This is a genomic window from Euzebya rosea, assembly GCF_003073135.1.
Classification (GTDB): domain Bacteria; phylum Actinomycetota; class Nitriliruptoria; order Euzebyales; family Euzebyaceae; genus Euzebya; species Euzebya rosea.
In genome coordinates, this window is record NZ_PGDQ01000006.1 from 326,422 (window position 1) to 352,035 (window position 25,614).

General features: G+C 72.8%; 23 protein-coding genes. 15 read left to right on the forward strand and 8 right to left on the reverse strand.

Annotated elements, in window-relative coordinates:
• Window positions 1-41: 41 nt before the first annotated feature.
• From CUC05_RS10555 to CUC05_RS10565, 3 genes are all read right to left on the reverse strand, one after another.
• Window positions 42-347 carry a hypothetical protein gene (locus tag CUC05_RS10555; RefSeq protein WP_108666050.1) on the reverse strand — a complete coding sequence of 102 codons (306 nt, stop codon included), beginning with the start codon at window positions 345-347 and terminating at the stop codon, window positions 42-44.
• A gap of 121 nt (window positions 348-468) precedes the next feature.
• A complete protein-coding gene (locus CUC05_RS10560) occupies window positions 469-2,391 on the reverse strand; it encodes a protein kinase family protein (RefSeq protein ID WP_157965443.1) in 1,923 nt (640 codons plus the stop codon).
• A gap of 77 nt (window positions 2,392-2,468) precedes the next feature.
• A complete protein-coding gene (locus tag CUC05_RS10565) occupies window positions 2,469-3,167 on the reverse strand; it encodes an IclR family transcriptional regulator (protein WP_170127978.1) in 699 nt (232 codons plus the stop codon).
• A 44-nt stretch (window positions 3,168-3,211) separates the two neighbouring features.
• Between CUC05_RS10565 and hutH the strand changes: the two genes are divergently transcribed.
• From hutH to hutI, 6 genes are all read left to right on the forward strand, one after another.
• The gene (hutH, locus tag CUC05_RS10570) at window positions 3,212-4,768 is read left to right on the forward strand and encodes a histidine ammonia-lyase (protein ID WP_108666053.1); all 1,557 of its coding nucleotides are present in this window, start codon (window positions 3,212-3,214) and stop codon (window positions 4,766-4,768) included.
• A 96-nt stretch (window positions 4,769-4,864) separates the two neighbouring features.
• The gene (hutU, locus tag CUC05_RS10575; RefSeq protein ID WP_108666054.1) at window positions 4,865-6,520 is read left to right on the forward strand and encodes a urocanate hydratase; all 1,656 of its coding nucleotides are present in this window, start codon (window positions 4,865-4,867) and stop codon (window positions 6,518-6,520) included.
• A gap of 3 nt (window positions 6,521-6,523) precedes the next feature.
• On the forward strand, window positions 6,524-7,378 hold the full coding sequence (locus CUC05_RS10580; protein WP_108666055.1) for a phytanoyl-CoA dioxygenase family protein: 855 nt from the start codon (window positions 6,524-6,526) through the stop codon (window positions 7,376-7,378).
• Window positions 7,378-7,962, forward strand: coding sequence for a peptide deformylase (locus tag CUC05_RS10585; RefSeq protein WP_108666056.1), 585 nt, complete (start codon window positions 7,378-7,380; stop codon window positions 7,960-7,962). Before CUC05_RS10580 ends, CUC05_RS10585 begins: the two co-directional genes overlap by 1 nt.
• Window positions 7,959-9,386, forward strand: coding sequence for a formimidoylglutamate deiminase (locus CUC05_RS10590; protein ID WP_205712254.1), 1,428 nt, complete (start codon window positions 7,959-7,961; stop codon window positions 9,384-9,386). Before CUC05_RS10585 ends, CUC05_RS10590 begins: the two co-directional genes overlap by 4 nt.
• Window positions 9,383-10,609 (forward strand): imidazolonepropionase, encoded by a 1,227-nt coding sequence (hutI, locus tag CUC05_RS10595; RefSeq protein ID WP_108666057.1) that lies wholly within the window; start codon window positions 9,383-9,385, stop codon window positions 10,607-10,609. Before CUC05_RS10590 ends, hutI begins: the two co-directional genes overlap by 4 nt.
• 238 nt (window positions 10,610-10,847) lie before the next feature.
• Here hutI and CUC05_RS10600 read toward each other — a convergent pair whose 3' ends face one another.
• On the reverse strand, window positions 10,848-11,189 hold the full coding sequence (locus CUC05_RS10600) for a PRC-barrel domain-containing protein (RefSeq protein WP_108666168.1): 342 nt from the start codon (window positions 11,187-11,189) through the stop codon (window positions 10,848-10,850).
• 269 nt (window positions 11,190-11,458) lie between these two features.
• Between CUC05_RS10600 and CUC05_RS10605 the strand changes: the two genes are divergently transcribed.
• Together CUC05_RS10605 and CUC05_RS10610 are read left to right on the forward strand one after the other, a co-directional pair.
• Window positions 11,459-12,799, forward strand: a complete 1,341-nt coding sequence (locus tag CUC05_RS10605) for an HNH endonuclease signature motif containing protein (protein WP_108666058.1) — start codon at window positions 11,459-11,461, stop codon at window positions 12,797-12,799.
• 116 nt (window positions 12,800-12,915) lie between these two features.
• Complete coding sequence (locus tag CUC05_RS10610) at window positions 12,916-13,983, forward strand: FAD-dependent oxidoreductase (RefSeq protein ID WP_108666059.1); 1,068 nt, start codon at window positions 12,916-12,918, stop codon at window positions 13,981-13,983.
• Here the strand turns inward: CUC05_RS10610 and dapB are convergent.
• The gene (gene dapB / locus CUC05_RS10615; protein WP_108666060.1) at window positions 13,976-14,776 is read right to left on the reverse strand and encodes a 4-hydroxy-tetrahydrodipicolinate reductase; all 801 of its coding nucleotides are present in this window, start codon (window positions 14,774-14,776) and stop codon (window positions 13,976-13,978) included. The genes CUC05_RS10610 and dapB overlap by 8 nt on opposite strands.
• Window positions 14,773-15,258 (reverse strand): VOC family protein, encoded by a 486-nt coding sequence (locus CUC05_RS10620; protein WP_205712255.1) that lies wholly within the window; start codon window positions 15,256-15,258, stop codon window positions 14,773-14,775. Before CUC05_RS10620 ends, dapB begins: the two co-directional genes overlap by 4 nt.
• A gap of 123 nt (window positions 15,259-15,381) precedes the next feature.
• Here CUC05_RS10620 and CUC05_RS10625 point away from each other — a divergent pair, with 123 nt between their 5' ends.
• The 3 genes from CUC05_RS10625 to CUC05_RS25600 all read left to right on the forward strand — a co-directional run bounded on the left by CUC05_RS10625 (window position 15,382) and on the right by CUC05_RS25600 (window position 17,312).
• Window positions 15,382-15,696 carry a hypothetical protein gene (locus CUC05_RS10625; protein WP_108666061.1) on the forward strand — a complete coding sequence of 105 codons (315 nt, stop codon included), beginning with the start codon at window positions 15,382-15,384 and terminating at the stop codon, window positions 15,694-15,696.
• Window positions 15,697-15,720: 24 nt separating this feature from the next.
• Window positions 15,721-16,311 (forward strand): hypothetical protein, encoded by a 591-nt coding sequence (locus tag CUC05_RS25595; RefSeq protein WP_157965444.1) that lies wholly within the window; start codon window positions 15,721-15,723, stop codon window positions 16,309-16,311.
• Between the two features lie 308 nt (window positions 16,312-16,619).
• Window positions 16,620-17,312 (forward strand): nitrilase-related carbon-nitrogen hydrolase, encoded by a 693-nt coding sequence (locus CUC05_RS25600; protein ID WP_240606244.1) that lies wholly within the window; start codon window positions 16,620-16,622, stop codon window positions 17,310-17,312.
• Between the two features lie 492 nt (window positions 17,313-17,804).
• Here the strand turns inward: CUC05_RS25600 and CUC05_RS10640 are convergent, their stop codons facing one another.
• Window positions 17,805-19,379: a sialidase family protein gene (locus CUC05_RS10640; RefSeq protein ID WP_108666063.1), complete on the reverse strand. Its 1,575-nt coding sequence runs from the start codon at window positions 19,377-19,379 to the stop codon at window positions 17,805-17,807.
• 213 nt (window positions 19,380-19,592) lie between these two features.
• On the opposite strand from CUC05_RS10640, the gene CUC05_RS10645 reads away from it, so the two are divergent.
• On the forward strand, window positions 19,593-20,312 hold the full coding sequence (locus CUC05_RS10645) for a hypothetical protein (RefSeq protein ID WP_108666064.1): 720 nt from the start codon (window positions 19,593-19,595) through the stop codon (window positions 20,310-20,312).
• A 31-nt stretch (window positions 20,313-20,343) separates the two neighbouring features.
• On the opposite strand, the gene CUC05_RS10650 is transcribed toward CUC05_RS10645, so the two are convergent.
• Window positions 20,344-21,387 (reverse strand): NAD(P)/FAD-dependent oxidoreductase, encoded by a 1,044-nt coding sequence (locus CUC05_RS10650; protein WP_108666065.1) that lies wholly within the window; start codon window positions 21,385-21,387, stop codon window positions 20,344-20,346.
• A 293-nt stretch (window positions 21,388-21,680) separates the two neighbouring features.
• On the opposite strand from CUC05_RS10650, the gene CUC05_RS10655 reads away from it, so the two are divergent.
• The 3 genes from CUC05_RS10655 to CUC05_RS10665 all read left to right on the forward strand — a co-directional run bounded on the left by CUC05_RS10655 (window position 21,681) and on the right by CUC05_RS10665 (window position 25,543).
• Window positions 21,681-22,259 carry a hypothetical protein gene (locus CUC05_RS10655; protein WP_108666066.1) on the forward strand — a complete coding sequence of 193 codons (579 nt, stop codon included), beginning with the start codon at window positions 21,681-21,683 and terminating at the stop codon, window positions 22,257-22,259.
• 89 nt (window positions 22,260-22,348) lie between these two features.
• Window positions 22,349-24,313, forward strand: a complete 1,965-nt coding sequence (locus tag CUC05_RS10660) for a cell wall-binding repeat-containing protein (protein ID WP_108666067.1) — start codon at window positions 22,349-22,351, stop codon at window positions 24,311-24,313.
• A 141-nt stretch (window positions 24,314-24,454) separates the two neighbouring features.
• Window positions 24,455-25,543 (forward strand): metal ABC transporter substrate-binding protein, encoded by a 1,089-nt coding sequence (locus CUC05_RS10665; RefSeq protein ID WP_157965445.1) that lies wholly within the window; start codon window positions 24,455-24,457, stop codon window positions 25,541-25,543.
• Window positions 25,544-25,614: the final 71 nt, after the last annotated feature.

Genomic DNA, 25,614 nt, shown 5'->3' on the forward strand with positions numbered 1-25,614 from the left:
GTTGACGGTGGCTCAGGTGATGTCGGTCAGGGGAGGGACGGTCAGTTGATCGTGACGTTGACGTCGCCGGCTTCGGCGTCGACGACGGTCACGACCGCCGGCAGCTCGGTGCCGTCGCTGGCGATGGCGATGCACTCGTAGGTGTCGCCGTCCTCGGCGTCGGCGAAGTCGACGCCGGAGCAGTCGGCCTCCCACGGCGACCCCTCGGGCAGCTGCTCGTCACCGATGGCGACGATGCCCTCGACGACCCTGTCGCTGTCGATGCCGCCGCCGATGGAGGCCTCGAACGAGCAGGCTGTCAGCAGGAGCGTGCAGGCAAGCGCGGCAAGCAGAAGAACGTGACGCACGGGGCGTCCCTTCGTGTAGGTGCCAGCCCGACGGACCAGCAGAAGCCGCAGACGGTACTGCCGTCGGGAAGGGACGCCAAACACCGTCTCCTGCCATGCAGGGTGTGCAGGTGCCGGGCGGTCAGCTGACGAGCCACGAGCTTCCCCCGGGGGAGATCGGAAGGCCACGGACGCGGTACAGGAGATCGGCGTGCTCGACGTCGTCCGCGGGCCCGTCGACCGGTTCGCCCAGTCGACTCCGCAGCTCGTTGGTGTGCTCGTCGCGGGCGGTGCGCCACGCCCCGGGCGCTGTGGCTCGCCAGATCCGGGCGATGGCGGCGAGGAACGTCTCGCCGCTCGACCACACGGCCATGGACGGCGACCACGTGATCGTCCCGGACTGATTCTCCACGGTGAACCGCCGCTGGTTCGCCCCCCAGGTCTCGCTGCGCAGGCGCACCACCTGATGCCACGGGACCGGCCGGCCGTCCCCCAGCGGACACAGCAGTCCGTCGGGGCCCGCGGCGACGACGACGGCCCGTTCGACGGGCAGGTCCTGGAGCACGACGCCGGCCTGCTCGATCCACGGGATGGGCTCGGCGTCTGCGGGGTTGGCGACACCGATGTCCGCGGCCACGACGGACGGCGGGCAACGACCGGCGGCTGCCAGCCACGCCCCGATGAGCGGCTCGGTGTAGAGGCCGTCGCGAGCGGCAGCGGCGAGCAGCGGATGGGACGGCGGGGGCGGGATGACCTCCTGATCGCGGAACCGCCGCCAGCGGAGCTCGACGGGTCCGAGGTGGATGATGTCGCCGTCCTCGAGGAACGTCGTGGAGAACTGCTGAACCTCCCGCGGTGGATGTCCCCCGGAGGAGATCCGTGTCCGACCGGCATGGTCCTCCAGCACCACACCCGTTCCAGCCGGCCGGATGCATGCATGGTCGGGCGCCAGCCCGTCGAGGCGCAGGTGGGCTCGGGGCGGGGCACCGCGCACGGCGTCGAGGTCGGCCCCGATCCACGTCTCGTGTCCGACCGGCAGGTACGTACCCGTTCGGGTGACCAACCATCCCAGCAGCTGGGGGCGCCGTCGCACTCGTGGGCCGGGTAGTGCCGGCTTCGGGCGGGGCGGCACAGGCGGAATCGGGGACGGCGAGGGCGGCGCAGCTGGGGTCTCGCGGATCCGCGTCGAGCCCGCCGGCGGGGTCCATCGGGGAGCGGACGAGACCGGCAGTCCGAGCTCGGACTGGACGCCCTGGATAATCGCGACGACCTCTGTCGACTGCGGACGGCTGCCCGGGTCGAGACTCATCAGCTGTCGCACGAGCGCTGCGGCTGGCTCGTCGACACCCTCGGCCGCCAGGTCGGCCAGCTGTCCCGCACACACGCGACAGAGCAGCGGGACGATCGACGACTCCTCGACGTCGGCTTGGCTGAGCGGGCGCCCGCGAAGCGCATGGCCCAGCACCGCGCCGAGCCCGTAGACGTCCGAGGTCGTCGAGGCCGGCGAGCCCTGCAGCAGCTCCGGCGCCGCGTGTGCCATCGGAGCTGCCACCCGGTCGTTGCCGCCCAGGATGCGGTCCACGCCGATGGAACACCACACCGGCCGATCGACGTCGTCCCGTCGCACCGCGTCCGGCGCCACCCAGCCGAGCAGCCCGCCGACCTCGTGGACCGCCGCCATGCCCGAGGCCAGCAGCACCCCCAGGGACAGCACCTCCTCCACTGGCATCGGGGCGCGGCACAGGGTCGAGCGCAGGCTGCCGCCCGGGAGGACCGGCTCCGCCAGGTAGGCATCCCCTGTCGGCGTGACACCGGCCATCAGCACCGGCGCGACGTGGGGATGCGCGTGCCGGTCGGTCATTCGCCCAACGGTGTCCAGCAGCTCCTCGAGGCGTGCCGGGTCCCCGTCGAACCCCCGTTGCACCCTGACCGCGAGCTCCGCCCCCGTGGAGTGACGGGCACGGTGGACGGCGCCCCGTGAGACCTCGCCGACGAGCAGGGCCGGTCCGATGTCGGGGATGCGGAGGTCGACCATCCCCCCGCCCTTCCTGTCGCTGTCCTGCACGGCTGGACTGTCTACCGCAGCAGCGGGCCAGCTGTCCATCGGATGGGTCCTCCGATCGCCCCGGCGGTCCGCAGGTGTCAGCCCGCGTCGGTGTGGCCCACCAGGCTGCTGAGGGCAGCGGCACCCTCCACGACCGCGGCCCGCGCACCCTCGAGTGCCTCGCCGTGCATCCGGAAGGTCGGCCCGAGCACGCTGACGGCCGCGACGACCTGCCCGTGGGCGTCGCGGACCGGGGCGCTGATGCCGGTCACGCCCTCCTCGACGGTGTCGCTGCCGACCGCCGCCTCGCTGTCGGGCAGCTCGCCGGCCAGGGCCCGGCCGACCGCCGTGCCCGACCGTGGCACGTCACGACCGCGCCACCCGGCGACCCGAAGGGTCATCGTGCCCTCCGCCGCCGCGAGGTAGATCGCGGTGTCCTCGTCGTGGGCGACCGCCAGGTAGCAGGTCTCGCGGGTCTCGGCGGCCACCCGGTCGAGGATGGGCTGGGCCAGCCGGGGGAGGGGGTGGCCGCCGACCACCCGGTGGGCCAGCCGCACCATGCGTGGCCCGGCGACGTAGCCCGAGGCGGTCCGGGCGACCAGCCCCGCGGCCTCCAGCGACGCCAGCTGGCGGGTGGCCGTCGACGGGGCCAGGCCCACCGCGTCCGACAGCTGCGTCAACGTCAGCCCGCCCTCGCCGGCGACACCGATGCCCTCCACGACCGCCACCAGCAGGGTGAGGACGCGGTCGGAGGACCGGGCGGTCGGTCGGCTGCTGGGGTCTGGGCTGGGCGTCACATCGTCCTCTTGACATTCCGTTTGATGGAAGTAGATTCCGCCACATGGAAGCATCTGTCGTCGTCGGACGCAACGGGGTCGCCCCGCAGGACGTGGTCGAGGTCGCCCGCCGGGGCGCACGGGTCGTGCTGGGTGATGACGCCCGCGAGGCCCTGGCCCGCGGCGCCGAGGTCGTCGCCGGGCTGCTGGACAAGCCCGAACCCGTCTACGGCGTCTCCACCGGGTTCGGTGCCCTCGCCGACACCGTGATCCCCGCCGAGCGGTCCGCCGAGCTGCAGCAGGCGCTGGTCCGCTCCCACGCCGCAGGCATGGGGCCGGAGCTCGAGCAGGAGGTCATCCGCGCGATGATGATGCTGCGCGCCCGGTCGCTGGCCATGGGCTACAGCGGCGCCCGCCCCCACGTCGCCGAACGGATCTGCGAGGTGCTGAACGCCGGCATCGTCCCGGTCGTCCGCGAGCACGGCTCCGTCGGCGCCTCCGGCGACCTGGCCCCCCTCGCCGCCGCTGCCCTCACCCTCACCGGAGAGGGCATCGTCGACACCCCGACCGGACGCAAGCCCGCCGCCGAGGCGCTCGCCGACGCGGGCCTCGACCCCCTCCACCTGAGCGCCAAGGAGGGGCTGGCGCTGATCAACGGCACCGACGGCATGCTCGGCATGCTGGTCATGGCGCTGCACGACCTCCGCGACCTGTACCTGATCGCCGACGTCGCCGCCGCCATGACCGTCGAGGCGCTGCTCGGCACCGACCAGGCCTACGCCGCCGACCTGGTCGCCATGCGCCCCCAGCCCGGCCAGCAGGCGTCGGCCGCCAACCTGCGCAACCTGCTCGCCGGCTCGCCGACCGTCGCCAGCCACCGCCACGGCGACACCCGCGTGCAGGACGCCTACTCGCTGCGCTGCACCCCGCAGGTGCACGGCGCCGGCCGCGACGTCATCGACTTCGCCGCCACCGTCGCCGATCACGAGCTGCGCAGCTTCATCGACAACCCTGTCGTCCTCGACGACGGCCGGGTCGCGTCCTGCGGCAACTTCCACGGCGCCCCCGTCGCCTACGCCGCCGACCTGCTGCGCATCCCCGTCGCCGACCTGTCGGCCCTGTCCGAGCGACGCACCGACCGGATGCTGGACCCCGCCCGCTCCCACGGGCTGCCGCCGTTCCTCACCACCGACGCCGGCGTGAACTCCGGGCTGATGATCGCCCAGTACACCCAGGCGGCGATGGTCACCACCAACCGTCGGCTGGCCGCCCCCGCCAGCGTGGACACCCTGTCGACCTCCGCCGGGCAGGAGGACCACGTCTCGATGGGCTGGGGGGCCTGCCGTGCCCTCCGCGAGGTCGTCGCCAACCTGCGGCGCATCCTCGCCGTCGAGGTCCTTGCCGCCACCCACGCCCAGGCGCTCCGTGGCACCGGCCTTCCGCCGAGCGGGCAGCCCCTGCAGCCCGGTGCCGCCACCGGTGCGGTCGCCGAGGTCGTGCTCGACGCCGCCGGTGGGCCCGGCCCCGACCAACACCTCGAGCCCCGCCTCGCCGCCGTCGAACGGCTGCTCGAGGACGGCTCCGTGCTGGCCGCCGCCCGCGCCCACGCCGACCTGACCTGAACCTCGCCCACACCGTCGACCCCGCCTGACCCCGATGGGGTCACCGACGACGCCCACCACGCCCACGAAGCCGATCACCACAGAGAGGACATCGCCATGAGTGGTCCCCGTCCCGTCCGCGCCGCCCGCGGTACCGAGCTGACCGCCCGGTCGTGGCAGACCGAGGCACCCCTGCGGATGCTGATGAACAACCTCGACCCCGAGGTGGCCGAGGAACCCGACAAGCTGGTCGTCTACGGCGGCACCGGCCGGGCCGCCCGGTCGTGGGAGGCCTTCGACGGCATCGTCGCCGCGCTCACCGACCTGGCCGACGACGAGACGCTGCTCGTGCAGTCCGGCAAGCCGGTCGGCGTCATCCGCACCAACCCGTGGGCACCCCGCGTGCTCATCGCCAACTCCAACCTCGTCCCCGACTGGGCGAACTGGGAGGAGTTCCGCCGGATGGAGGCCGAGGGCCTGACCATGTACGGCCAGATGACCGCCGGGTCGTGGATCTACATCGGCACCCAGGGGATCCTGCAGGGCACCTACGAGTGCTTCGCCGAGATCGCCCGCCGACGCTTCGACGGCAGCCTGGCCGGCACCATCACCCTGACCGCGGGCCTGGGCGGCATGGGCGGCGCCCAGCCGCTGGCCGTCACCATGAACGACGGCGTCGCCCTGTGCATCGAGGTCGTCCGCTGGCGTGCCGAACGCCGCGTGGAGCACCGCTACCTCGACGTCATCGCCGAGGACATCGACGACGCCATCGCCAGGTGCATCGAAGCACGCGACGCCAGGCAGCCGCTCAGCGTCGGGCTGATCGGCAACGCCGCCGAGCTGGTCCCGCAGCTGCTCGAGCGCGGCTTCCCCGCCGACATCGTGACCGACCAGACCTCGGCCCACGACCCCCTCAGCTACGTGCCCGTCGACGTCAGCCCCGAGGCCGCCGCGAAGATGGCGGCCGAGCAGCCCGAGGAGATGACCCGCCGCGCCCGCGAGGCCATGGCCGCCCACTGCCGGGCGATGGTCGGCTTCCAGGACGCCGGCGCCGAGGTCTTCGACTACGGCAACAGCCTGCGCGCAGAGGCCAGGCTCGGCGGGTTCGACCGGGCCTTCGACTACCCCGGCTTCGTGCCCGCCTACGTCCGGCCGCTGTTCTGCGAGGGCAAGGGCCCGTTCCGCTGGGTGGCCCTGTCCGGCGACCCCGCCGACATCGCCGTCACCGACCAGGCCGTCCTCGACACCTTCCCCGACGACGAGCCCCTCCACCGCTGGATCAAGAAGGCCTCCGAGCAGGTGGCCTTCCAGGGCCTGCCCGCGAGGATCTGCTGGCTGGGCTACGGCGAGCGGGCCAAGCTCGGCAAGGTGTTCAACGACCTCGTCCGCGACGGCAAGGTGTCGGCGCCCATCGTCATCGGCCGTGACCACCTCGACTCGGGCTCCGTCGCCTCGCCCTACCGCGAGACCGAGGGCATGATCGACGGGTCCGACGCGATCGCCGACTGGCCGCTGCTCAACGCCCTGTCGACCACCGCCTCCGGCGCCACCTGGGTCAGCATCCACCACGGCGGCGGGGTCGGCATCGGCCGGTCCATCCACGCCGGCATGGTCTGCCTGGCCGACGGCACGGAGCTTGCCGAGCAGAAGCTGGAGCGGGTGCTGACCACCGACCCCGGCCTGGGAGTCATGCGCCACGCCGACGCCGGCTACGACATCGCCAAGGACGTCGCCCGCGAGCGCGGCGTGAAGATCCCCCTGCTGGAGGGCTGAGCCATGACCGCACGTACCGACGCCATCGAGATCGACGCCGAGACGATCGAGGCCTACCAGCGCGACGGCGTGGTCGTCGTCCGCGGGGCCTTCTCGCCAGAGGACGTCGAGCTGGCCCGCCGGGCCGTCGACGCCAACCTCGCCGACCTCTCGCCCAGGGCCAAGCGGGCTTCTGCCGACGACGACGGCGCGTTCATCGAGGACTTCTGCAACTGGCAGCGGATCCCCGAGATCGAACGGTTCGTCCGCGAGTCCCCGGCCGCCCGGATCGCCGCCCAGCTGATGGGCAGCCGGACGGTGCGGCTGTACCACGACCACATGCTGACCAAGGAGCCCGGCACCCGTCAGCGCACCCCGTGGCACCAGGACCAGCCCTACTACAACGTCGAGGGCACTCAGAACACCTCGATGTGGTTCCCCGTCGACCCCGTGGACCGCGAGTCGACGCTCGAGTTCGTGGCCGGCTCGCACTCCGGTGAGTGGTACATGCCCCGCACGTTCCAGGACGCGCAGGCCAAGTGGTTCCCCGAGGGGACGCTGTCGGACCTGCCAGACATCGAGGGCGACCCCGACCGCTGGCCCGTCGTCGGCTGGGCGCTCGAGCCCGGCGATGCGGTCTTCTTCAACATGCTCACGCTGCACGCGGCCGGCGGGTCGACCCGTCGTCGTCGGGTCATCTCCATCCGGATGCTGGGCGACGACATGGTGCACGCGCCGCGGCAGTGGACGACGTCCCCGCCGTTCGACGGGCTGGCAGACGAGCTGCCCGCCGGGGCGCCGATGGACCACCCGCTGTTCCCGGTCCTGTGGCCCGTGGGCGAGGCGGATGCCGTGGACGCATCGGGAGCCGCGGGCTGATGGCGGTTCGTCCGCTGGTCCACGTCGGCGATCCGGTCCTGCGCACGCCGACCACCCCGATCGCCGTGGAGGACCTGGGCTCGGCGGCGGTGCAGGGGCTGATCGACGACCTGATCGACACCATGCACGACGCCGGTGGGGCGGGGATCGCCGCCACCCAGATCGGTGCGTCGCTGCGGGTGGCGATCGCCGAGGTCGGTCCGCACACCCGGGAGCGGTACCCCTACAAGCCGCTGATCCCGCTGACGGTGCTGGTCAACCCGACCCTCGAACCCATCGAGGAGGAGGGGACCGAGCCGATCATCGAGGGCTGCCTGTCGGTGCCGGCCATCCGCGGCGAGCTGCCCCGGTGGACGGCGGTGCGGGTCCGCTGGCTGGACCGCGCCGGCGGCGAGCACGACGAGGTGGTCCGCGGGGTGACCGCCGGCACGTTCCAGCACGAGGTCGACCACCTGGACGGCATGGTCTTCCTCGACCGGGTCGCCGACCCGCGGACGTTCACGACGTGGGAGAACTACGACCGGTTCCACCGCGAGGCCTTCGAGGCACGCATCAGCGAGTACGTGGCACGGGTCGGCTCGTGACCGTCGACTGGTACGCCTGTGACCAAGCGCTGGTCGGGGCACCGTCCCACGGCGTCGTCGCCGACCGGGTGGTGCTGGGTGTCGCCGACGGGCGCCTGGCCACCGTCGAGGTCGACAGCGCGCGGTTCGACGAGGTGGCGGCGGCGGGGACCCACCTGCGGGGGCTGACCCTGCCGGGGTTGGTCAACGCCCACTCCCACGCCTTCCACCGGGCGCTGCGCGGTCGCACCCACGGGGTGGCGGGGGCCGGCGAGCCGGGATCGTTCTGGACGTGGCGCGAGGTCATGTACGGGGTCGCTGGCCGGCTGGATCCCGACCGCTACCACGCGCTGGCCCGAGGGGTGTTCGGCGAGATGGCGCTGGCCGGCATCACCGCCGTCGGCGAGTTCCACTACCTGCACCACGACGTCGACGGCCGCCCGTACGCCGACGCCAACGTGATGGGGGAGGCGATGCTGGCGGCCGCCGCCGAGGCCGGCATCCGCATCACCCTGCTGGACACCCTCTACCTGACCGCCGGCGTCGGCGACACGGTGGCGGCGCCGGGCCTTTCGTCGGTGCAGCAACGCTTCTCCGACGGGTCGGTGGAATCGTGGCTGTCCCGCCTAGCCGACCTCGCTGGGCGTGTCGGGGGAGCAGAGGGAGCTGTTGGAGCGGGGGCCCGCGTCGGGGCGGCGCTGCACTCGGTCCGTGCGGTACCGGCGTCGGTCCTTGGCGACGCCGTCGCAGGGGTGGCCGAGGTGCTGGGCGACGTGTCCGTCCTGCATGCCCATGTGTCGGAGCAGCCGGCGGAGGTGTCGGCCTGTGTCGAGGCGCTCGGGGTGTCGCCCGTGGTCCTGCTGGACCGGGCCGGAGCGCTGGCCCAGCGTTTTACCGCCGTGCACGGGGTGTGGCTGGACGAGGGCGACATCGGCCTGCTCGGCTCGACCGGTTCGACGGTGTGCGCCTGCCCCACGACCGAGCGGGACCTGGCCGACGGCGTCGTCCCGGCGGTGGCGTTGCGGGACGCCGGCGCGGACCTGGCGCTCGGGTCGGACCAGCACGTCGTGATCGACCTGCTGGAGGAGGCCCGGGCCGTCGAGGCCGACCTCCGGCTGGTCGCCCAGCAACGTGGCCTGCTGTCCCCGGCGTCGCTCGTCGCGGCGGCCACGGCCGGTGGGGCCCGGTCACTGGGGTGGGCCGACGCCGGTCGGATCGAGGAGGGGGCGCTGGCCGACCTGTGCGTCGTCGGCCTCGACTCGGTGCGCCTCGCAGGGGTGTCGGACCTGCTGGCCGGGGTCGTGCACGCCGGGACCGCGGCGGACGTCACCCACACCATCGTCGGCGGCCGCGTCGTTGTGGCCGGCGGGCAACACCTCGGCATGGACGTGGCCGAGGCCCTGCGATCCTCCATCTCCTCCCTTGCATCGGAGCGTCGACCGTGACCACCACTGCATTCACCGACATCGGCTGGCTGACCACCCACGACCCCGCCCACGACCTGCCCGTCGGCGTCGACGCCTCCACGTCGGGCGCGGGCCGGCACGGCGAGGAGGTCGGCCGCGGACTCGCCGACGCGTGGCTGGTCGTCGAGGGCGGGCGTGTCGCGGCCGTCGGGACCGGGGCGGCTCCGTCGGCGGACCAGCGGGTGTCGGTGGGTGGCCGGTCGGTCCTGCCGGGCTTCGTGGACAGCCACACCCACATGGTCTTCGCCGGGGACCGGTCGGCGGAGTTCACCGCACGCATGGCCGGTCAGCCCTACGCGGCAGGCGGCATCGCCACGACGATCGGGGCGACGAGGTCGGCGACGGACGAGGCGCTGCGGGCGGCCCTGTCGTCGCGGGTGGCCGAGGCCCGGGCGGCTGGTATCACCACGTTGGAGGTCAAGTCGGGCTACGCGGCGACGCCGGAGGGCGAGGCCCGCCTGCTGCGGCTGGCCCGCGAGGTCACGCCGCACACCACGTACCTGGGCGCCCATGTCGTGCCTCCGGAGCACGCCGACGACCCGGCGGGCTACGTGTCGCTGGTGACCGGAGAGATGCTGGAGGCGTGCGCGCCGCTGGCCGGGTCGGTGGACGTGTTCTGCGAGGAGGGGGCCTTCGACGCCGACCAGTCGCGGGAGGTGCTGCTCGCCGGGATGGCGGCGGGGCTTGCCGGCCGGGTGCACGCCAACCAGCTGGGGGAGGGGCCGGGGGTGCGGCTGGCCGTCGAGCTCGGCTGCGCGTCGGCCGACCACTGCACGTACCTGTCGGGTGAGGATGTCGAGGCGTTGGCGGGCTCCTCGACGGTGGCGACGTTGCTGCCGGCGACGGACTTCTCCACCCGGCAGTCCTATCCGGACGGACGCCGCCTGGTCGACGCCGGAGCCACCGTCGCGCTGGCCACCAACTGCAACCCGGGCTCGAGCTACACCACGTCGATGTCGTTCGTCATCGCGCTGGCCGTGCGGGACTGCCGCCTGACCCTGCCCGAGGCGGTCTGGTCCGCCACGGCCGGCGGCGCCCGGTCGTTGCGGGTGGACGACGTCGGCCACCTGCGGGTTGGGGCGAGGGCGGACATGGTCGTCCTGGACGCCCCGTCCCCCGACCACCTGGCCTACCGCCCCGGCGTCCCCCTCGTCGCCGCGACGGTCCTGGCCGGCGACATCGTGGCCGGCTCCCTCGGCTGACCCGGCTCCCTCGGCTGACCGGCCCGCCAGTCGGCGAGATCGGGGCCTGCGTCGTCCATGCGCGATGACCGGCACGATCCGGGCCGTCGGGTCGGCTCGGCCGTCCCGGTGGGTGGCGGCGCGATCGGGGCCTGACCCACGTATGGGTGGGTAGCGGCACGATCCTGGAAGAGGGGGAGGGGGTTGGACACAGGAAACGGCCCGGGCGGGGATGCCCGGGCCGTCCTCAGGACGAGACCTAGCGGATGTAGAAGGTCCGCAGGGTGTCGGCGAACTGCGGGTCGGCGAAGTTCGGCCAGTTGTCCTTGTCGAAGCCGGGAGCCTTCTCGAGCTGCTCCTTGCTGGCGTCGAGGATGAACGCGTGGTGCTCGGGGTCCACGGTGAGGGCCTCGAAGGGCACGGCGAACAGCTTGTCGCCCATACCGAGGAAGCCGCCGTAGGACACCACGGCGTAGGATACCGATCCGTCGGCGAGGTCGATCATCAGGTCCTTGACCTTGCCGAGGTCCTCGCCCTGGCGGTTGCGGATGTCGTTGCCATCGATGCTGGTGGCGCTCAGTACGGCTGGGGTGGTGTTCATGTGTTCCTCCGATGTGTCGGTGGGCGTTCGTGCGTCACCCATTGACCTCCCCGATAGGAGGTCTGCGAAACGAGCGCGCACCCTTTCACCGGGACACAGGTGACAGTCGCCGAGTCGGCCCGCGATGATGTGGTCGTGGACGATCCCGACGAGGGGCTGGACGCCGATGGCCTGGTGGTCACCGGGGCGAGGCTCGACCGCCGGACTCCCCGGACCTGACAACCTCCGGCCCAAGGGTGGATGTCACACCCTCGGGGTTGAATACGGGTATGACGGATCAGGTGGTGGAGGAGCGGGTGGAGGCGTTGGGCTGGTTGCAGCCCGATGACATCCACACCCCCGGTCCGCACCCGGCCGGACCGGACGCCACCCCGGTGGTTCGCCACGACGTGTCGACGGTCGGCAGGCTGGTGGCGCTGCTGGGCGAGGCCGACCGGATCATCGCGGAGGTCATCGGGCTGATCCGCCACCACCGCCACCACGCCCGCGACCGACAGGACACCGGCGGGCTTCGGCTGGACCGGTTCCTCGCCCTGGCCACCGGACGAACCGGCACCGATATCGGTCGGCTGATGCGCGCCGAACGCACCCTCACCCGGATGCCCGCCGTCGACGCGGCGTTCGCCGACGGCCGGCTGTCGTGGTCACAGGTCCACCAGATCGTCGGGGCCACCCGTGACCTGACCGCCGCCCAGACCACCGAGCTCGACGACGACCTCGCCGGCCCGCTGGCCACCACCGACCCCACCGCAGACCCCGACGCCATCGTGCGGACCGCCCGCGACTGGGCCACCCAGATCCTCCACTCAGTCGACGCCGAACGGTTCGACCCGGCCGACCGGGCGTTCCTCCGCGTCGAACCCGATCTCTTCGGTGGTGCCGCGTTCTCCGGCTACGACCGCATCGAGGCGGTCATGACCATCCTGGAGGCCGCCGAGGCCGCCGCCGACCGCCCCAGCCCACCGGGTGAGGTTCGCACCGACGCCGACGGCCAGGAGGTGCCCGCCGAGCTGCTGCCCGCCACCGCCCGACAGGCCCAGCTCGCCGAAGGCCTCCGACGCATCGCCGCAAGCTACCTCGCCGGCGCCACCCCCGGCACCACGACCGACACCACGACCGGCACCGACGCACTGCCGCCCCGGCCGGCGCGGCCATCGGTCAGCGTCGTCATCGACACCACCGACCCCCACGGGCCCATCGGGCGGCTGCTCGCTCGCTGGCACGGCGGCCCCATCCCCCTCACTCGGCTGACCACCGAACGGATGCTGTGCGACCCGGCCCTGTCCACCGTCATCGTCGACGACGGCAGGCCCGTGGCGATCAGCGACCACACCGGCCCCATCACCGCCCGCCACTACCGGACCCTGCGCGCCGTCGACCGGGGCTGCCGCATGCCCGGCTGCCACGCCCCGGCCCAGCACACCGACGCCCACCACATCATCCCCCGCGAACAGGGCGGCCCCACCAGCACCGACAACATGCTGCTGCTGTGCAGGTCCTGCCACACCACCCTCCACGACCACCACATCGGCCTGGAGATGCACCGACATACCAGGGCCGTCACCATCACCCTCCACGACGGCCGCACCTTCACCTCCACACCCACCTGATCGGGCCGCCACAGCCCGCCGGTCGCCCGCGTCCGGCAACCACCCGGGTCCGGAATGCTCATGGGACCACGGCGGTTCGTAAAGTACGAATCCAAACAAACGTGGAGTGGTGCTCGATGGACGTCGATGTCGTGGTGATCGGTGCTGGACAGGCTGGGCTGTCGGCTGCGTACTTCCTGTCCCAGCGGGGCTTCCGTCCCCACACCGACTTCGTTGTCCTCGATGGCAACGACGGGCCCGGCGGGGCATGGCGGCATCGGTGGCCGTCGCTGACCCTCGGCGGGGCCCACGGCATCCACCCGCTGCCCGGCCTCGGCCTGGACCCTGCGCCGACCGACTCGACCCGACCCTCCAGCGCGGTCGTGGCGGAGTACTTCTCCAGCTACGAGGACACCTTCGACCTCCCGATCATCCGGCCGGCCGCGGTGCACGCGGTCCGCGAGGCCGGGGACGGGCGCCTGCTGGTGGACAGCGACGAGGGAACCTGGCGCACCCGGACGCTGGTCAACGCCACCGGCACCTGGACCCGGCCGTTCTGGCCGCGGTATCCCGGCATGGCCGACTTCACGGGCCGCCAGCTGCACACGGCCGACTACCGGTCCGCCGAGGACTTCGCCGGACAGCACGTGGTCGTCGTCGGTGGGGGCCACTCGGCGGTGCAACACCTGCTCGAGATCGCCCGGGTCACCAGCACGACATGGGTCACTCGCCGCCCGCCGGCCTGGCGGTCAGGCCCCTTCGACCAGCAGGCCGGCCGAGACGCCGTGCAGCGTGTTGCGGACCGGGTCGCGGTCGGGGAACGGCCCGAGTCGGTGGTCAGCGTCACCGGTCTGGCAATGACGCCGTCCGTCGAGGCGGCACGCGCCAGCGGCGTGCTGGAGCGGCTGCCGATGTTCGACCGCGTGACCGCCGATGGGGTGGCGTGGGATGACGGCCGGACCGTCAGGGCCGACGTCATCCTGTGGGCCACCGGATTCCGCCACGCCCTCGATCACCTTGCCCCCATGCAGCTGCGGAACGCGCGGGGCGGCATCACGATGGACGGCACCATGGTGGCTGACGATCCGCGGATCCACCTGCTGGGCTACGGTCCGTCCGCCAGCACGATCGGCGCCACCCGCGCCGCCCGCACGGCGGTCCGGGACCTGCGCGAGTACCTCGGGCGGCCAGCCGCCCTCAGCTGAGCAGCAGCGTGTCCAGTCCACGGACCACCCCGATGACGCCGTCCACGCGACGGACGGCCAGAAGCGTGCCGGCGACATACGGTGCGGCGGAGCCGCCGGCGTCGTGACGGATGCTCAGCCGTTCGTCGGGCAGGGCGAAGACCACCTCCGTCGACACGGTGAAGCTTGGCAGCCGCAGCGAGTGCACCTGCGTACCGGCCACCGATGCGCCCCTCGCCTCCACCATCCCTCCGGTCCTCTCGACGGGCCGTGCGAGCTCGGCCGCCCTGACCGCCCCCAGCCGTTCGGCAAGCTCACGGGCGGTCCCGCTCGGCGAATCGGCCTTGGTCGCCGAGGCGTAGTCGATGACCTCGCGATGCGGCAGGTACGGAGCCACCAGCAGCGCTGCGGCCTGCATCATCGCCGCGGTCAGCGAGAAGTTGCCCGCGGCGATCACCCCGACCCCAGCCTCCCGTGCCATCCCGTCGGTGACCTCGAACTCCTCGCCGGTCAGCCCCGAGGTCCCCACGACCACGCCGACACCGGCTTCGACCGCGGTCCGGATGTTGTCGGCCACGACCTCGTGGGAGGTGTAGTCGACCAGCACGTCGACGTCGAGGGCGAGCGCCTCCTCCACCGACGCCACTGTCGGCACGCCCATCTCCTCCCCGCCCCAGGCCACTCCAAGGTCCCGGCCGGCCGCCGACCGGCTGGTCCCGGCGACCAGCACCATGTCGTCGGCGGCGACCACCCCCTCCGCAACCGCTCGGCCCGTCCACCCGGTCGCCCCTGCCACACACACCCGCAACGTCATGGCCGTGTTGTAGCGCCCGCGCCCGGGTCCGCGCCCGCCCCCGCTCCCGTTACCGACGACCAGTCGTGGTCCGGACCGACGTATCCCTCCCGAGGCGAGAGGAACTCCAGCCGATTGCCGAACGGGTCGTCGACGTAGAACCGCCGGAACCACGGGAACGCCTCGTCCCAGCGCGGCTCGATCCCGCGGTCCGACAGGTGAGCGGCCAGGCCGTCCAGGTCACCGACCAGGATCCCCGGGTGCGCTTTCCGTGCCGGGACGAAGGGGTCCTCGACCCCCATGTGGATCTCGACGCGTTCGGCCCTGACCCACAGGCCGCCCCGCGCGGACAGCACGGGCGGCTTGGCGACTTCCACCATCCCGAGCAGGTCGACCCAGAACGCCCGGGCCACGTCCTCCGCCCCCACCGGCATCGCCAGCTGCGTGTGGTGCAGGCCGAACCTCCACGGCGACGTCGCTCCCGGCGTGTCGTAGGCCTCCATGACGCTCCCCTCGCTTCTGACAGAACCCTTTCGGTCCGTCCGTACGGCAATCCTCGCACCGCCGTCGCGGTTCACCCCGACATCCGATTCGTCGCCCTGGACCGCACGAGAGGAACACCCGTCATGATCGTCTTCGGCTGGAGGACACGGTTCGCAATCCTGTGGGAAGGCATGTTCGCCTGCCCCTACGAACGCCAGCACCGCCTGGCCCGCCTCCGTGAGGCCCGCCGCTGGTTCACCCTCTTCTGGATCCCCGTCATCCCGCTCGCACGCCTCGGCCGCGCGGTGGAGTGCAGCGGCTGTGGCCTGTCGTTCAAGGAGCAGGTCCTGGCACCCGCCGCGCCGGCGCAGACCCTGCAGCTGGCCCCCACCGCTCCCATCGCACCGGCACCGAACGTGTATCCGCCCGTCCCCACCCCCGGCATACCCGTCTCCTGACGGCCAGCCCGTACCATCCCTCGGGTGAACGGCGGACCGGCCCGGATGGTGGGCACACTCCTCGCCGCTGCGGTCCTGGCCACGGCGTGCGGTGGCGGCAGCGATCCCGCCGACACGTCAGCGGCTGACACTGCAGCTGACACGGCAGCCGAGTCGGGCGCTGGCACGGCGAGCGACAGCCCGTTCGTCCTCACCGACCAGACCAACGAGCTGTACGAGGGCTTCATCGACTGCGAGCCGCTGCCCGACGGGATCGACGAGACCCCACCCGCTGACATGGTGCTGCCCGACGGCATGGTCATCACCGAGCTGTCGGAGGTCGGTCCGCTGGTCAGCGCCACCGGCTTCATCGACGCCACCCCGATCGACCTCCGCGACGCGTTCGTGCAACGTGACGACGTCGAGGTCGTGCACCTCGAGGACGAGGGGTTCGAGGCCGAGATCCTGATCGACGGCGGCAGCTCGCGCACCTACATCAAGGCGTCGATCCGATGCCGGACGGGCAGCGTGGTGCAGGTCCTGCTCGGCCCCGACGACGAGGCCCAGGCCCTGCCGGTCCCCGGCCAGGCCGCCGGCGGCACGGCCCCCGACGCGCCGGTCGCTCCCGCCGACTGATCCCGGCGAGCGTCGCCCGTCGAGCACCCTCGCCCCTTCGTATCCTCCACCGATGCGCATCGCAGCCGCCCAGGCCCGCCCCGCGTGGGGAGACTCCGCCCGCACGACCACCATCGTCACCGACTGGATCCAGCGGGCGGCCACCACCGACGTCGACCTGGTGGCGTTCGGCGAGACGTTCCTGTCCGGCTACCCGTTCTGGGTCAGCCCCGACCGACGGTGGCCGCTTCGACGACCCCGACCAGGCGGCCGCCTACGCCTACTACCTGGACGCGGCCGTCGAGCTCGACGGGCCCGAGGTCGACGCCATCGCAGAGTGCGTGGCCGACACGGGCGTGTTCACCTACCTGGGCATCACCGAACGTGGCGGCGGGTCCGGGCGCGGCACCGTCTGGTGCACCCTGCTTGCCATCTCCCCGCATGCCGGTGTCGTCAGCGCCCACCGCAAGCTGCGTCCCACGTTCGAGGAACGGCTGGTCTGGGGCGCCGGCGACGGCCACGGCCTGCGGGTCCACGACACGGGCCACGGCATCCGGGTGGGCGGGCTGAACTGCTGGGAGAACTGGATGCCGCAGGCCCGCCATGCGCTGTACGCCTCGGGGGAGGACCTGCACGTCTCGGTGTGGCCCGGCGGCGACCACAACACCCACGACATCCCGCGGTTCATCGCCAAGGAGGGGAGGGTCGTGTCACTGGCCGCGTCGGCGGTGCTCGACCTCGACGACGTCCCCGAGGACTTCCCGCTGCTCGACCGGCTGGAGCCCGACGACGTCGCCTTCAACGGGGGCAGCGCCATCGCTGGTCCCGACGGTCGCTGGCTGGCCGAGCCGCTCGTCGGCCGCGAGGGTTTCGTCGTGGCCGACATCGACCCCGCGACCATCCGTGCGGCGCGACACACCTTCGACGCCACCGGCCACTACAGCCGGCCCGACGTGTTCTCCGTCACCGTCGACCGTCGCCGGCAGACGGCAGCAACGTTCCTCGACGACCCTCGCCGCTGACGCGCCCTCGCCGCTGACGCGCCCTCGCCGCTGACGCGCCCTCGCCGCTGACGCGCCCTCGCCGCTGACGCGCCCTCGCCGCTGACGCGCCCTCGCCGCTGACGCGCCCTCGCCGCTGACGCGCCCTCGCCGCTGACGCGCCCTCGCCGCTGACGCGCCCTCGCCGCTGACGCGCCCTCGCCGCTGACGCGCCCTCGCCGCTGACGCGCCCTCGCCGCTGACGCGCCCTCGCCGCTGACGCGCCCTCGCCGCTGACGCGCCCTCGCCGCTGACGCGCCCTCGTCGCTGACGCGCCCTCGTCGCTGACGCGCCCTCGTCGCTGACGCGCCCTCGTCGCTGACGCGCCCTCGCCGCTGACGCGCCCTCGCCGCTGACGCGCCCTCGCCGCTGAGGCACGCCCGCCGTTGAGACCGAGGGGCGGAGACCCGAGAACGGCGAACGGGCCGACCGTCGCCGGCCGGCCCGTGTGATCGCGGGGAGGAGAGCCCGCGCTCACTCCGCCGGGGTGAACCCCAGCTCGTCCAGGTGGGCCTGCAGCAGCGCCTCGTGGCGTGCCGCGCCCAGGACGTCGCGAGCCTCGTGGCCGATGTGCTCCGACGCCGGCAGCATCGCGCCGAGCAGCGGGGACTGGCCGCCCTCGGCCGGCGTGAAGTGGTGGCAGGTCGTCGCGCACAGGTCGAAGTCGGCGACGGCGATCATGCCCTTGCCGCGGTCGGTGACGTTGTTCGACGCCGTGCCGTCGATGCAGGCCGCGCTGTCGCACCCATCGGAGAACGCCGCGACCGGGGTGCCGTCCGGCGTCACGACGACGTCGATGAAGTCCACGAGGTACAGGCAGCGCGAGTTGCAGGAGGTGCCGCGCTGGATCGGGTCGTCGCCGGTGGTGTTGACGATGTCGAACGTGGGGGTCTGACCGGGGATCGCCGTGTCGGTGACCGCGATGTAGGCGCCCCAGGAGACGTCCCTGGCGGCGACGTTGGTCTGGTAGCCATTCGGCAGGTCACGGGTGCCGGCGAAGGCGATGGCGACGCGACCGGCGTCACCGGCGACCAGCGCGGGCAGCTCGGCGTGGACGCCGGTGGAGGTGACGCGGACCGGCTCGCTGAACGTCTCGGCCCGGTCGGTGGAGGAGGCGTACCAGAGGTGGTTGGACGTGTCGATCCAGGTGACGTGCAGCACACCGTCGGCGTCCAGGTCGATCGCCGGGTCGGAGAACGGGATGTCCATGTCGGTGATCTCGCGCTCGGTCCAGGTCAGGCCCGAGTCGGAGGAGACGTAGATGCTCGCCTGGTTGCCACCGTTGGGGGAGGGCAAGTAGATCGTGCCGTCCGGGCCGGCGGCGAGGTGGCCGGTCTGCGTGCCGGCGCCGGTCAGCGACGGGTTGGGGTACGCCGGGTACCCCGCACCCCAGGTCAGGCCGCCGTCGAGGGACCGCGCGCACATCTCGGCGTAGACGGAGTTGACGCACTGGATCAGCACGTTGGGGTAGTCGCCCAGCATCACGGTGCCGGGGGTGGGCGGTGCGGCCACCATCGTCTGGTGGTCCCAGGCGCCCGAGGGGCCACAGCCGACCGGCGGGGTCGTCCAGGTCTCGCCGCCGTCGTCGGAGAAGCTCAGGATCGAGCAGAGCAGGATCGGGCTCATGTGGAAGCTGAAGATCCGGCCGGTCGAGGGATCGACGTAGGCGTACGGGTCGTTGGTCTCCGGCGGGTTGGAGTACCCGGCGATCGTCGGCTGCACGTCGGTCCAGCTGGACGTGAACGCCGCGTCCAGCGACTCGGCCTTCGCCACACCGGCGCGCCACCCGACGGCCACACCACGACCGGGGGTCGTCGCCATGTACAGGCCACCCTCCGGCGTCACGCCCATCGTCGGTTCGAAGTTGTTGTGACCGATCTGGGTCCAGCGGCCATCGACGTCGCAGACGCTCGACGCACCGGCCGCCGGGTCGTAGGTCTCGCAGGTCGGGTCCGCCGGGTCGGCACTGACCGACTGGGCGGCGACCAGCAGCGACAGCAGCAGGCCGAGGACGAGCAGGGCGGACACGGACGCGCGAGTGGTGTTCATCTGCCCGGGGGTTCGCCGTCGACCCCCGCGATTCCTCCTCCGATCGCCCGATTGCGTCGGTGTTGCAGGGACGCTGCACGGCCGAACCGGGACGAGGGGAAGGAGATGCGCCTGCCTACGGTCCTGCCAGAACGGGTCGCGATCCACAGGACCGCCCACACCCGCCAGCCACCCGCCAGCCACCCGCCAGCCCCTCAGCCACAGGAGAACGCCATGGCCACCGTCGCCCCCGCCTTCGAGACCGCTCCGTCCACCATCGTCCCCCGCCGCGTCACCTCCACGATCTGGTTGGCGGTCGGCGTCGCCGTCCTCGGCACCGCCGGCACCATCGCCGGCCCGCCGTTCATCACCGACCCGGGCGTGTTCGCCGATGGCCCGGAGGCCGTCTTCGCCGAGCTGACCGGCGGGCACATCCCCTCCCAGGTCGGCGCAGCACTGCTGTACGCGACGGCGGTGTGCCTGCTCCTGCTCCGCCCACGCCTCGTGGAGATGCTGCGCCGGGCTGCACCCGCCGCCGAGGAGCTGGTCGACCGGATCGGCACCACCCTGGACGTGGCCGTGGCCACCGTCACGATCGGGGCGGTGTTCAAGTCCATCCTGACCAGCGGCCTGCCCGGCGCGGTCGACGCCGACTTCTACACCCAGGTCGACGTGGCCGTCCTCTTCACCGTCTCCGGGCAGCTGCAGTACGGCGTGTTCGTCCCGCTCGTCGCCACGATGGCGCTGACCGCGGTCCTGGTGTTCCGCCACGGAGGGCTGCCCCGCTGGGTCGGTGCCCTCTCGGCCCTCCTCGCCTTCGCGGTCTGTGCCGTGACCATGGCGCTCAACCTGCCGTGGTCGGCCGGGCTGGTCACCCCCGTCTGGATGATCGCGATGGCTTTCACCGCATGGCGTGGCGGCCGTCAGGAGCTCGTCGTCCCCGACGCCCGCTGACCGAGTCCGACCGCGAGGCCCGACCCCCGGGTCAGCCAGTCCCCAGCAGGAGCTGCGCGGCGGCCAGGCCCGACAGCGCCGCACCCTCGACCTTCGGTCCCCCGAACGCGTCGCCAGCCACCACGAGGCCGCCGGCCGAGCCCATGTTCGCGCCCTCGACGATGCGGACGGCTCGGTCGGCGTGCGGCGTGGTCGGGGTTGCGTAGCGCCACCGCTTCAGCTGGCTGGCCACGACCGCACCGGCCAGCCACGGTCGGACCATCGCGCGCAGCTCCTCCTCCACGGCGACATCGTCGTCGCCCCAGCGCTCGGCGCTGGCCGGACCGGTCAGGTGGAGGGTGATCGTCGGCCGCCGTGACACCCCCTTGCTGACGTTGTCGGCCAGGTGGTTGGCCGGCCCCTCCGCGAACTGCACCGCGCCCGTCCCGGGCAGTCCCGACGGGCCGTCGAGCACCGCCATCAGGCACAGGCACGGGTCGTAGGACAGCCCGGCAACGTCGTCGGGCAGCGGCGCGTCAAGCAGCGCGGCGACCTGCGGAACGGGCGGCGTCAGCAGCACCCCGTCGGCCGCACACACGGTGCCGTCCACGGCGACCACACCCCAACCCCCGTGGCTCCACGGGCCGCCCTCGTGCACCCGTCCGACCCGGACGCCGGTGCGCACGTCCAGTCCCCGAGCCAGATGACGCGCGATCCGGTTCATCCCGTCCGGCGCGCAGTACCGCGGATGGCCGTCGCCCCCCTCCTCCACCGTGGTGGGATCGTCGGTGATCGACCGTGCCGTCGCCGCTCCGTGGTGCCACACCTCCACCGGCCAGTCCGCGATCAGCTCGGCGAACGCGTCGGAGCGGACGGTGAAGAACTGGGCGCCGTGGTCGGCCACCGCCTCGCCGGCGTCGTCCAACCTGCGCGTCGCCAGCCGTCCGCCGGGCGAGCGGCCCTTGTCCAGCACGACCACCCGCAGGCCGGCGTCGACGAGGCGCCGCGCGGCCACCAGCCCCGACAGCCCCGCCCCCACCACGACCACATCGGCACGGTCGGCGGTGGATCCGGGGGCAGCGGGGGAGGACGGCACGTCGGCACCCTACCCACGACGTGTGTCGCCCAACGACGACATGTGGCCGGTTCGACGACACACCCGGGTGGTGGGGTGGGTCCGACCCCGACGTGTGTCGCCCAGCGGCGACGTGTGGCCGGTTCGACGACACACCCGGGGTGTTGCAGGGGGATTGCAGGGCGGCTGCACCCCGAGGTGAGGTGGCTCGTGGGGTCGTCGACGTTCCTACGGTCGCCGTGGCTCGAGCGACTCCGCTCGCCATCCCGCCGACCGGTCCGCCGACCGGTCACCGACCAACAGGAACCACTCTCGTGCACCCCCTCACCACCTCCCGACCTCGCGCCGCCGCCATCGCGGCCACCGCGCTCCTGATCCTGGCCACCGGCTGCTCCAGCGCCGTCACCAGCGCCGAGCAGACCGAGTTCTCCGACCCGCAGTCGGTGAACCCGGCCGCCACGTCCGACCCCGTCGACGGCGACCGCGTGGGCGCCGACGCCATCATCACCGGCCGCGACTACGTCTTCGAGGGCATCCCCGACGTCGTGAACGCCGGCGACAGCATCGCCTTCGTCAACGCCTCGCTGGAGGAAGCGCACGAGCTGGTCGTCTTCCCCATCGACGAGGACGAGACCCGCCCAGCCGAGGAGCTGTGGCAGGCGCTGGACCCCACCGCCGAGCCCGTGCTCGTCTCCGTGGCCGGCCCCAGCGCCGACGGCCAGCTCTACGTGGGCGACGGGACCATCACCGAACCGGGTCGCTACCTCGCCGTCTGCTTCCTGCCCGTCGGCGGTGACCCCGACCTGATCTTCGAGCAGGACGGCCCCGTCGAGGGCGACGAGCCGCCCCACGCGTCGGTCGGCATGGTCGCCGAGATCGTGGTCGAGGCATGACCTCCGCGACCCGCGCGACTCAGTCCACCCCACGGACGCCCCAACCGTCCAGCACACCGAGCACCACAGGAACAAGGAACACCACCGCCATGCGCATCCGCAATGCCCTGGCCCTCACCGCCCTGGTGATGGCCCTCGTCCCCCTCGCCCCGGCGGCCGCCCAGGCCCTGCCCGGCACGATCGTCTACGTGCAGGACGGCAACGTCATCGCGTCGACCCCCGACGGATCGGCAAGCCACGTCGTCGCCGACGGCGGCAACTGGGAGGCCCCGTCCATGGCCGACGACGGCACCATCGTCGCCGTCCAGGGCACCGAGACGATCGTCCGCATGACCCAGTCGGGTGAGGTGCTGTCCTCCTTCGTTCCCGACGACGTCTTCGCGGGTGGCATCTACGACATGGAGGTCAGCGCCGACGGCGAGCTCGTCGCCTACGCCTCCATCATGTTGTGCAACCGCCCCAACGGCGAGATCGACTCCTGCCGCAACACCGAGATCGTGTACGCCGACGGACGGCAGACCGCACCCCTCGGCGGGGCCGTCCAGACCCACGGCCTGACCTTCGTGCCCGGCCAGGCCACCGTCGTGGTCAACGGCCTGGAGACCGTCCGGCCCGGCGACACCGAGACAACGCCGTGGTTCGACCGCGGCCTGGTCGACGTCACCGACCTCGACATCTCCCCCGACGGGTCGCTGCTCGCCGTCGCCGGCTGCGATCACTCCGTGGACCCCGGCTTCGGGTGTGCCCCCGTGATCGAGATGCACCGCATGAACGGGGCACCTCCGGCCGTCCCCACGGCCCTGCCCTGCTTCGTGGTCAACGAGGAGGCGGTCGTGAGCTTCGACGACGTCTCCATCGCCCCCGGCAACGGCGGACTGGTCTACACCGAGCGGCTCGCCGACGAGCAGTTCGAGGACGCCGAGGTCAAGGTCCTGACCGGCTTCTCCGCCGACCCCTGCGGCGCCGACGAGGAGATCGTCATCGCCGAGGGTGCCACCGACCCCTTCTGGGGTGCCGCTCCCTACGACCCCGACGGCGGTCCGGTCGACCCCGGCCCCGGCCCGGGGCCCGGTCCCGGTCCCGGTCCGGGTGAGGTGTTCCGCATCGACGGGGGCGGCGCCGCCGACCCCATCGGACAGGCCATCGCCACCTCCGGGTCGTTGTTCGAGGACGGTGCCGCGGACCGCGTGGTCCTCGCGACCGCCGACCGGTTCCCCGACGCGCTCGCCGGCGCCGCGCTGGCGGGCACCCGTGGACCGATCCTGCTGACCCCCTCCGGCGCGGACCTCGACCCGCGGGTGGAGGCCGAGATCGCTCGCGTCACCGGCGGCGACGGCATCGTCCTGACCCTCGGCGGCGACGCCGCGGTCAGCGAGCTCGCCGCCACCACGGCACGGGCGGCTGCGGGCGGCCGGTCGTGCGAGGCCCCGCTTCCCACCACCTGCCGGTTCGCCGGTTCCGGACGCGAGGACACCGCGGCGCGCATCGCCGAGGTCGTCCTGGCCGAGCACCCCGGCAGCCGGGTCCTGCTGGCCCGCGGCGATGCCTTCGCCGACGCCATCACCGGCGGTGCCTACGCCGCCCGGGCCGGTGTGCCGATCCTGCTGACCCCCTCCACCCAGCTCAACCAGGCGACCGCTGCCTTCCTGACCGCCCACACGGGCGTCGACGAGGTCGTCGTGCTCGGCGGCGAGGCGGCGGTGGCCCAGTCGGTCGCCGACCAGCTGCCGGTCCAGGACGTGCGTCGCGTGTCGGGTGCCGATCGCACCGCGACGTCCGCGGCGATCGCCACGGAGCTGTGGCACGCGGAGGGCCTCGACGGCGGGGGAGTGGTGGTCGTCAACGTCCGCCACGACCAGGGCTGGCAGACGGCGCTGACGGCCGCAGTCGTCTCGGCCGCTGCCGGTGCCCCACAGCTCGGCGTGGAGAACCCCCCGGCCGACGCATCCCCGGCCGTCCTCGCGGCCGCCCGTACGGTCGGGACCGACCAGGTGATCACCTTCGGCGGTGCCGATCTGGTGACCGACGCACAGCTGGCGTCGATCGCGGGGTGAGCTGACTCCGACCCCCTGACCACGCACCCGACGGCCCGGACCACGTGTCCGGGCCGTTTGGTGTGCGGCACGTCGACGAACTGGCTAACGTTAATGACACCGATTCTCAGAAGCAGTTTCGCCGACCGTCCAGGACCCGCCATGTCACACCGCCCGACCATCGCCGTACTCGTCCTCGTGCTGGCCCTCGCCGCTGCTGCCTGCGGGGGTGGCGCCGACGCCACCAGCGTGTCGACCGCGGACGGCCAGTCCAGCGGCCAGGCAGCGGACGGGACGCCTGACGAGGCCAGCGGACCCGTCATCATCGCCACCACCAACATCCTGGCCGACCTGACCAGCCGGCTGGTCGGGGACGCGGCCACGGTCGTCGCGCTGATGCCGACGGGCGCCGACCCGCACAGCTTCCAGCTGTCCTCCGCCCAGGGGCAGACCCTCCGCGACGCCGACCTCGTCGTCGCCAACGGCCTGGGCCTGGAGGAGGGCATGCTCGATGCCCTCGAGGCGGCCGCGGACGACGGGGTGGAGGTCGTCTCGCTCGCGGAGACCGTCGAGCCGTTGGCCGGCAGCGACGACGCCGATGGTCATGACGAGGATCACGCCGACGAGGAGCATGTCGACGAGGAGCACGCCGACGAGGAGCATGCCGACGAGGACGAGTCGGAGGAGGGGCACGTGCACGAGCACGACCACGCCGACGGCGACCCGCACTTCTGGCTGGACCCCGAGCGTGTCGCCGAGGCCATGGCCGACCTCGCCCACCACATCGCCGAGGTCGACGACACGCTGACCGCCGAGGAGTGGGCCGCTCGGGCCGACGACCTGGCGACCGAGCTCGACGCACTCGACGACGAGCTCGAGGAGATCCTCTCGGTGGTGCCCGAGGACCGACGTGTCCTCGTCACCAACCACGACAGCTACGACTACTTCGCCGACGCCTACGACTTCGAGGTCCTCGGCACCGTCATCCCCGGCGGCGCCACGCTTGCCGAGCCGAGCGCGGCGGACCTCGAGGCCCTCGTCGAGGCGATCCGCGACGCGGGCGTCCCGGCGATCTTCGCCGAGACCACCGACCCGTCCCGCCTGTCCGACGTCGTCGCCGAGGAGGTCGGCCGGGAGGTCGCCGTGGTCGAGCTGTACGGCGGCTCGCTCAGCGACGCGGACGGGCCCGCGGCCACCTACGCCGACTACATGCGGCACAACGCCACGCTGATCGCCGACGCCCTGGGGTGACGTCGGCCCCTCGCATCTCCTCGCTATCATCGAGGTCCAGCCGACGACATCTCACCCCGGGGATCGATGCC

Excerpts from the sequence above, each read along its gene's own strand:
- hutH (WP_108666053.1), top strand. The coding sequence starts at position 3,212 with ATGGAAGCATCTGTCGTCGTCGGACGCAACGGGGTCGCCCCGCAGGAC.
- hutU (WP_108666054.1), top strand. The coding sequence starts at position 4,865 with ATGAGTGGTCCCCGTCCCGTCCGCGCCGCCCGCGGTACCGAGCTGACC.
- CUC05_RS10580 (WP_108666055.1), top strand. The coding sequence starts at position 6,524 with ATGACCGCACGTACCGACGCCATCGAGATCGACGCCGAGACGATCGAG.
- CUC05_RS10585 (WP_108666056.1), top strand. The coding sequence starts at position 7,378 with ATGGCGGTTCGTCCGCTGGTCCACGTCGGCGATCCGGTCCTGCGCACG.
- CUC05_RS10600 (WP_108666168.1), bottom strand. The coding sequence starts at position 11,189 with ATGAACACCACCCCAGCCGTACTGAGCGCCACCAGCATCGATGGCAAC.
- CUC05_RS10605 (WP_108666058.1), top strand. The coding sequence starts at position 11,459 with ATGACGGATCAGGTGGTGGAGGAGCGGGTGGAGGCGTTGGGCTGGTTG.
- CUC05_RS10610 (WP_108666059.1), top strand. The coding sequence starts at position 12,916 with ATGGACGTCGATGTCGTGGTGATCGGTGCTGGACAGGCTGGGCTGTCG.
- dapB (WP_108666060.1), bottom strand. The coding sequence starts at position 14,776 with ATGACGTTGCGGGTGTGTGTGGCAGGGGCGACCGGGTGGACGGGCCGA.
- CUC05_RS10620 (WP_205712255.1), bottom strand. The coding sequence starts at position 15,258 with ATGGAGGCCTACGACACGCCGGGAGCGACGTCGCCGTGGAGGTTCGGC.
- CUC05_RS10625 (WP_108666061.1), top strand. The coding sequence starts at position 15,382 with ATGATCGTCTTCGGCTGGAGGACACGGTTCGCAATCCTGTGGGAAGGC.
- CUC05_RS10640 (WP_108666063.1), bottom strand. The coding sequence starts at position 19,379 with ATGAACACCACTCGCGCGTCCGTGTCCGCCCTGCTCGTCCTCGGCCTG.
- CUC05_RS10645 (WP_108666064.1), top strand. The coding sequence starts at position 19,593 with ATGGCCACCGTCGCCCCCGCCTTCGAGACCGCTCCGTCCACCATCGTC.
- CUC05_RS10660 (WP_108666067.1), top strand. The coding sequence starts at position 22,349 with ATGCGCATCCGCAATGCCCTGGCCCTCACCGCCCTGGTGATGGCCCTC.
- CUC05_RS10665 (WP_157965445.1), top strand. The coding sequence starts at position 24,455 with ATGTCACACCGCCCGACCATCGCCGTACTCGTCCTCGTGCTGGCCCTC.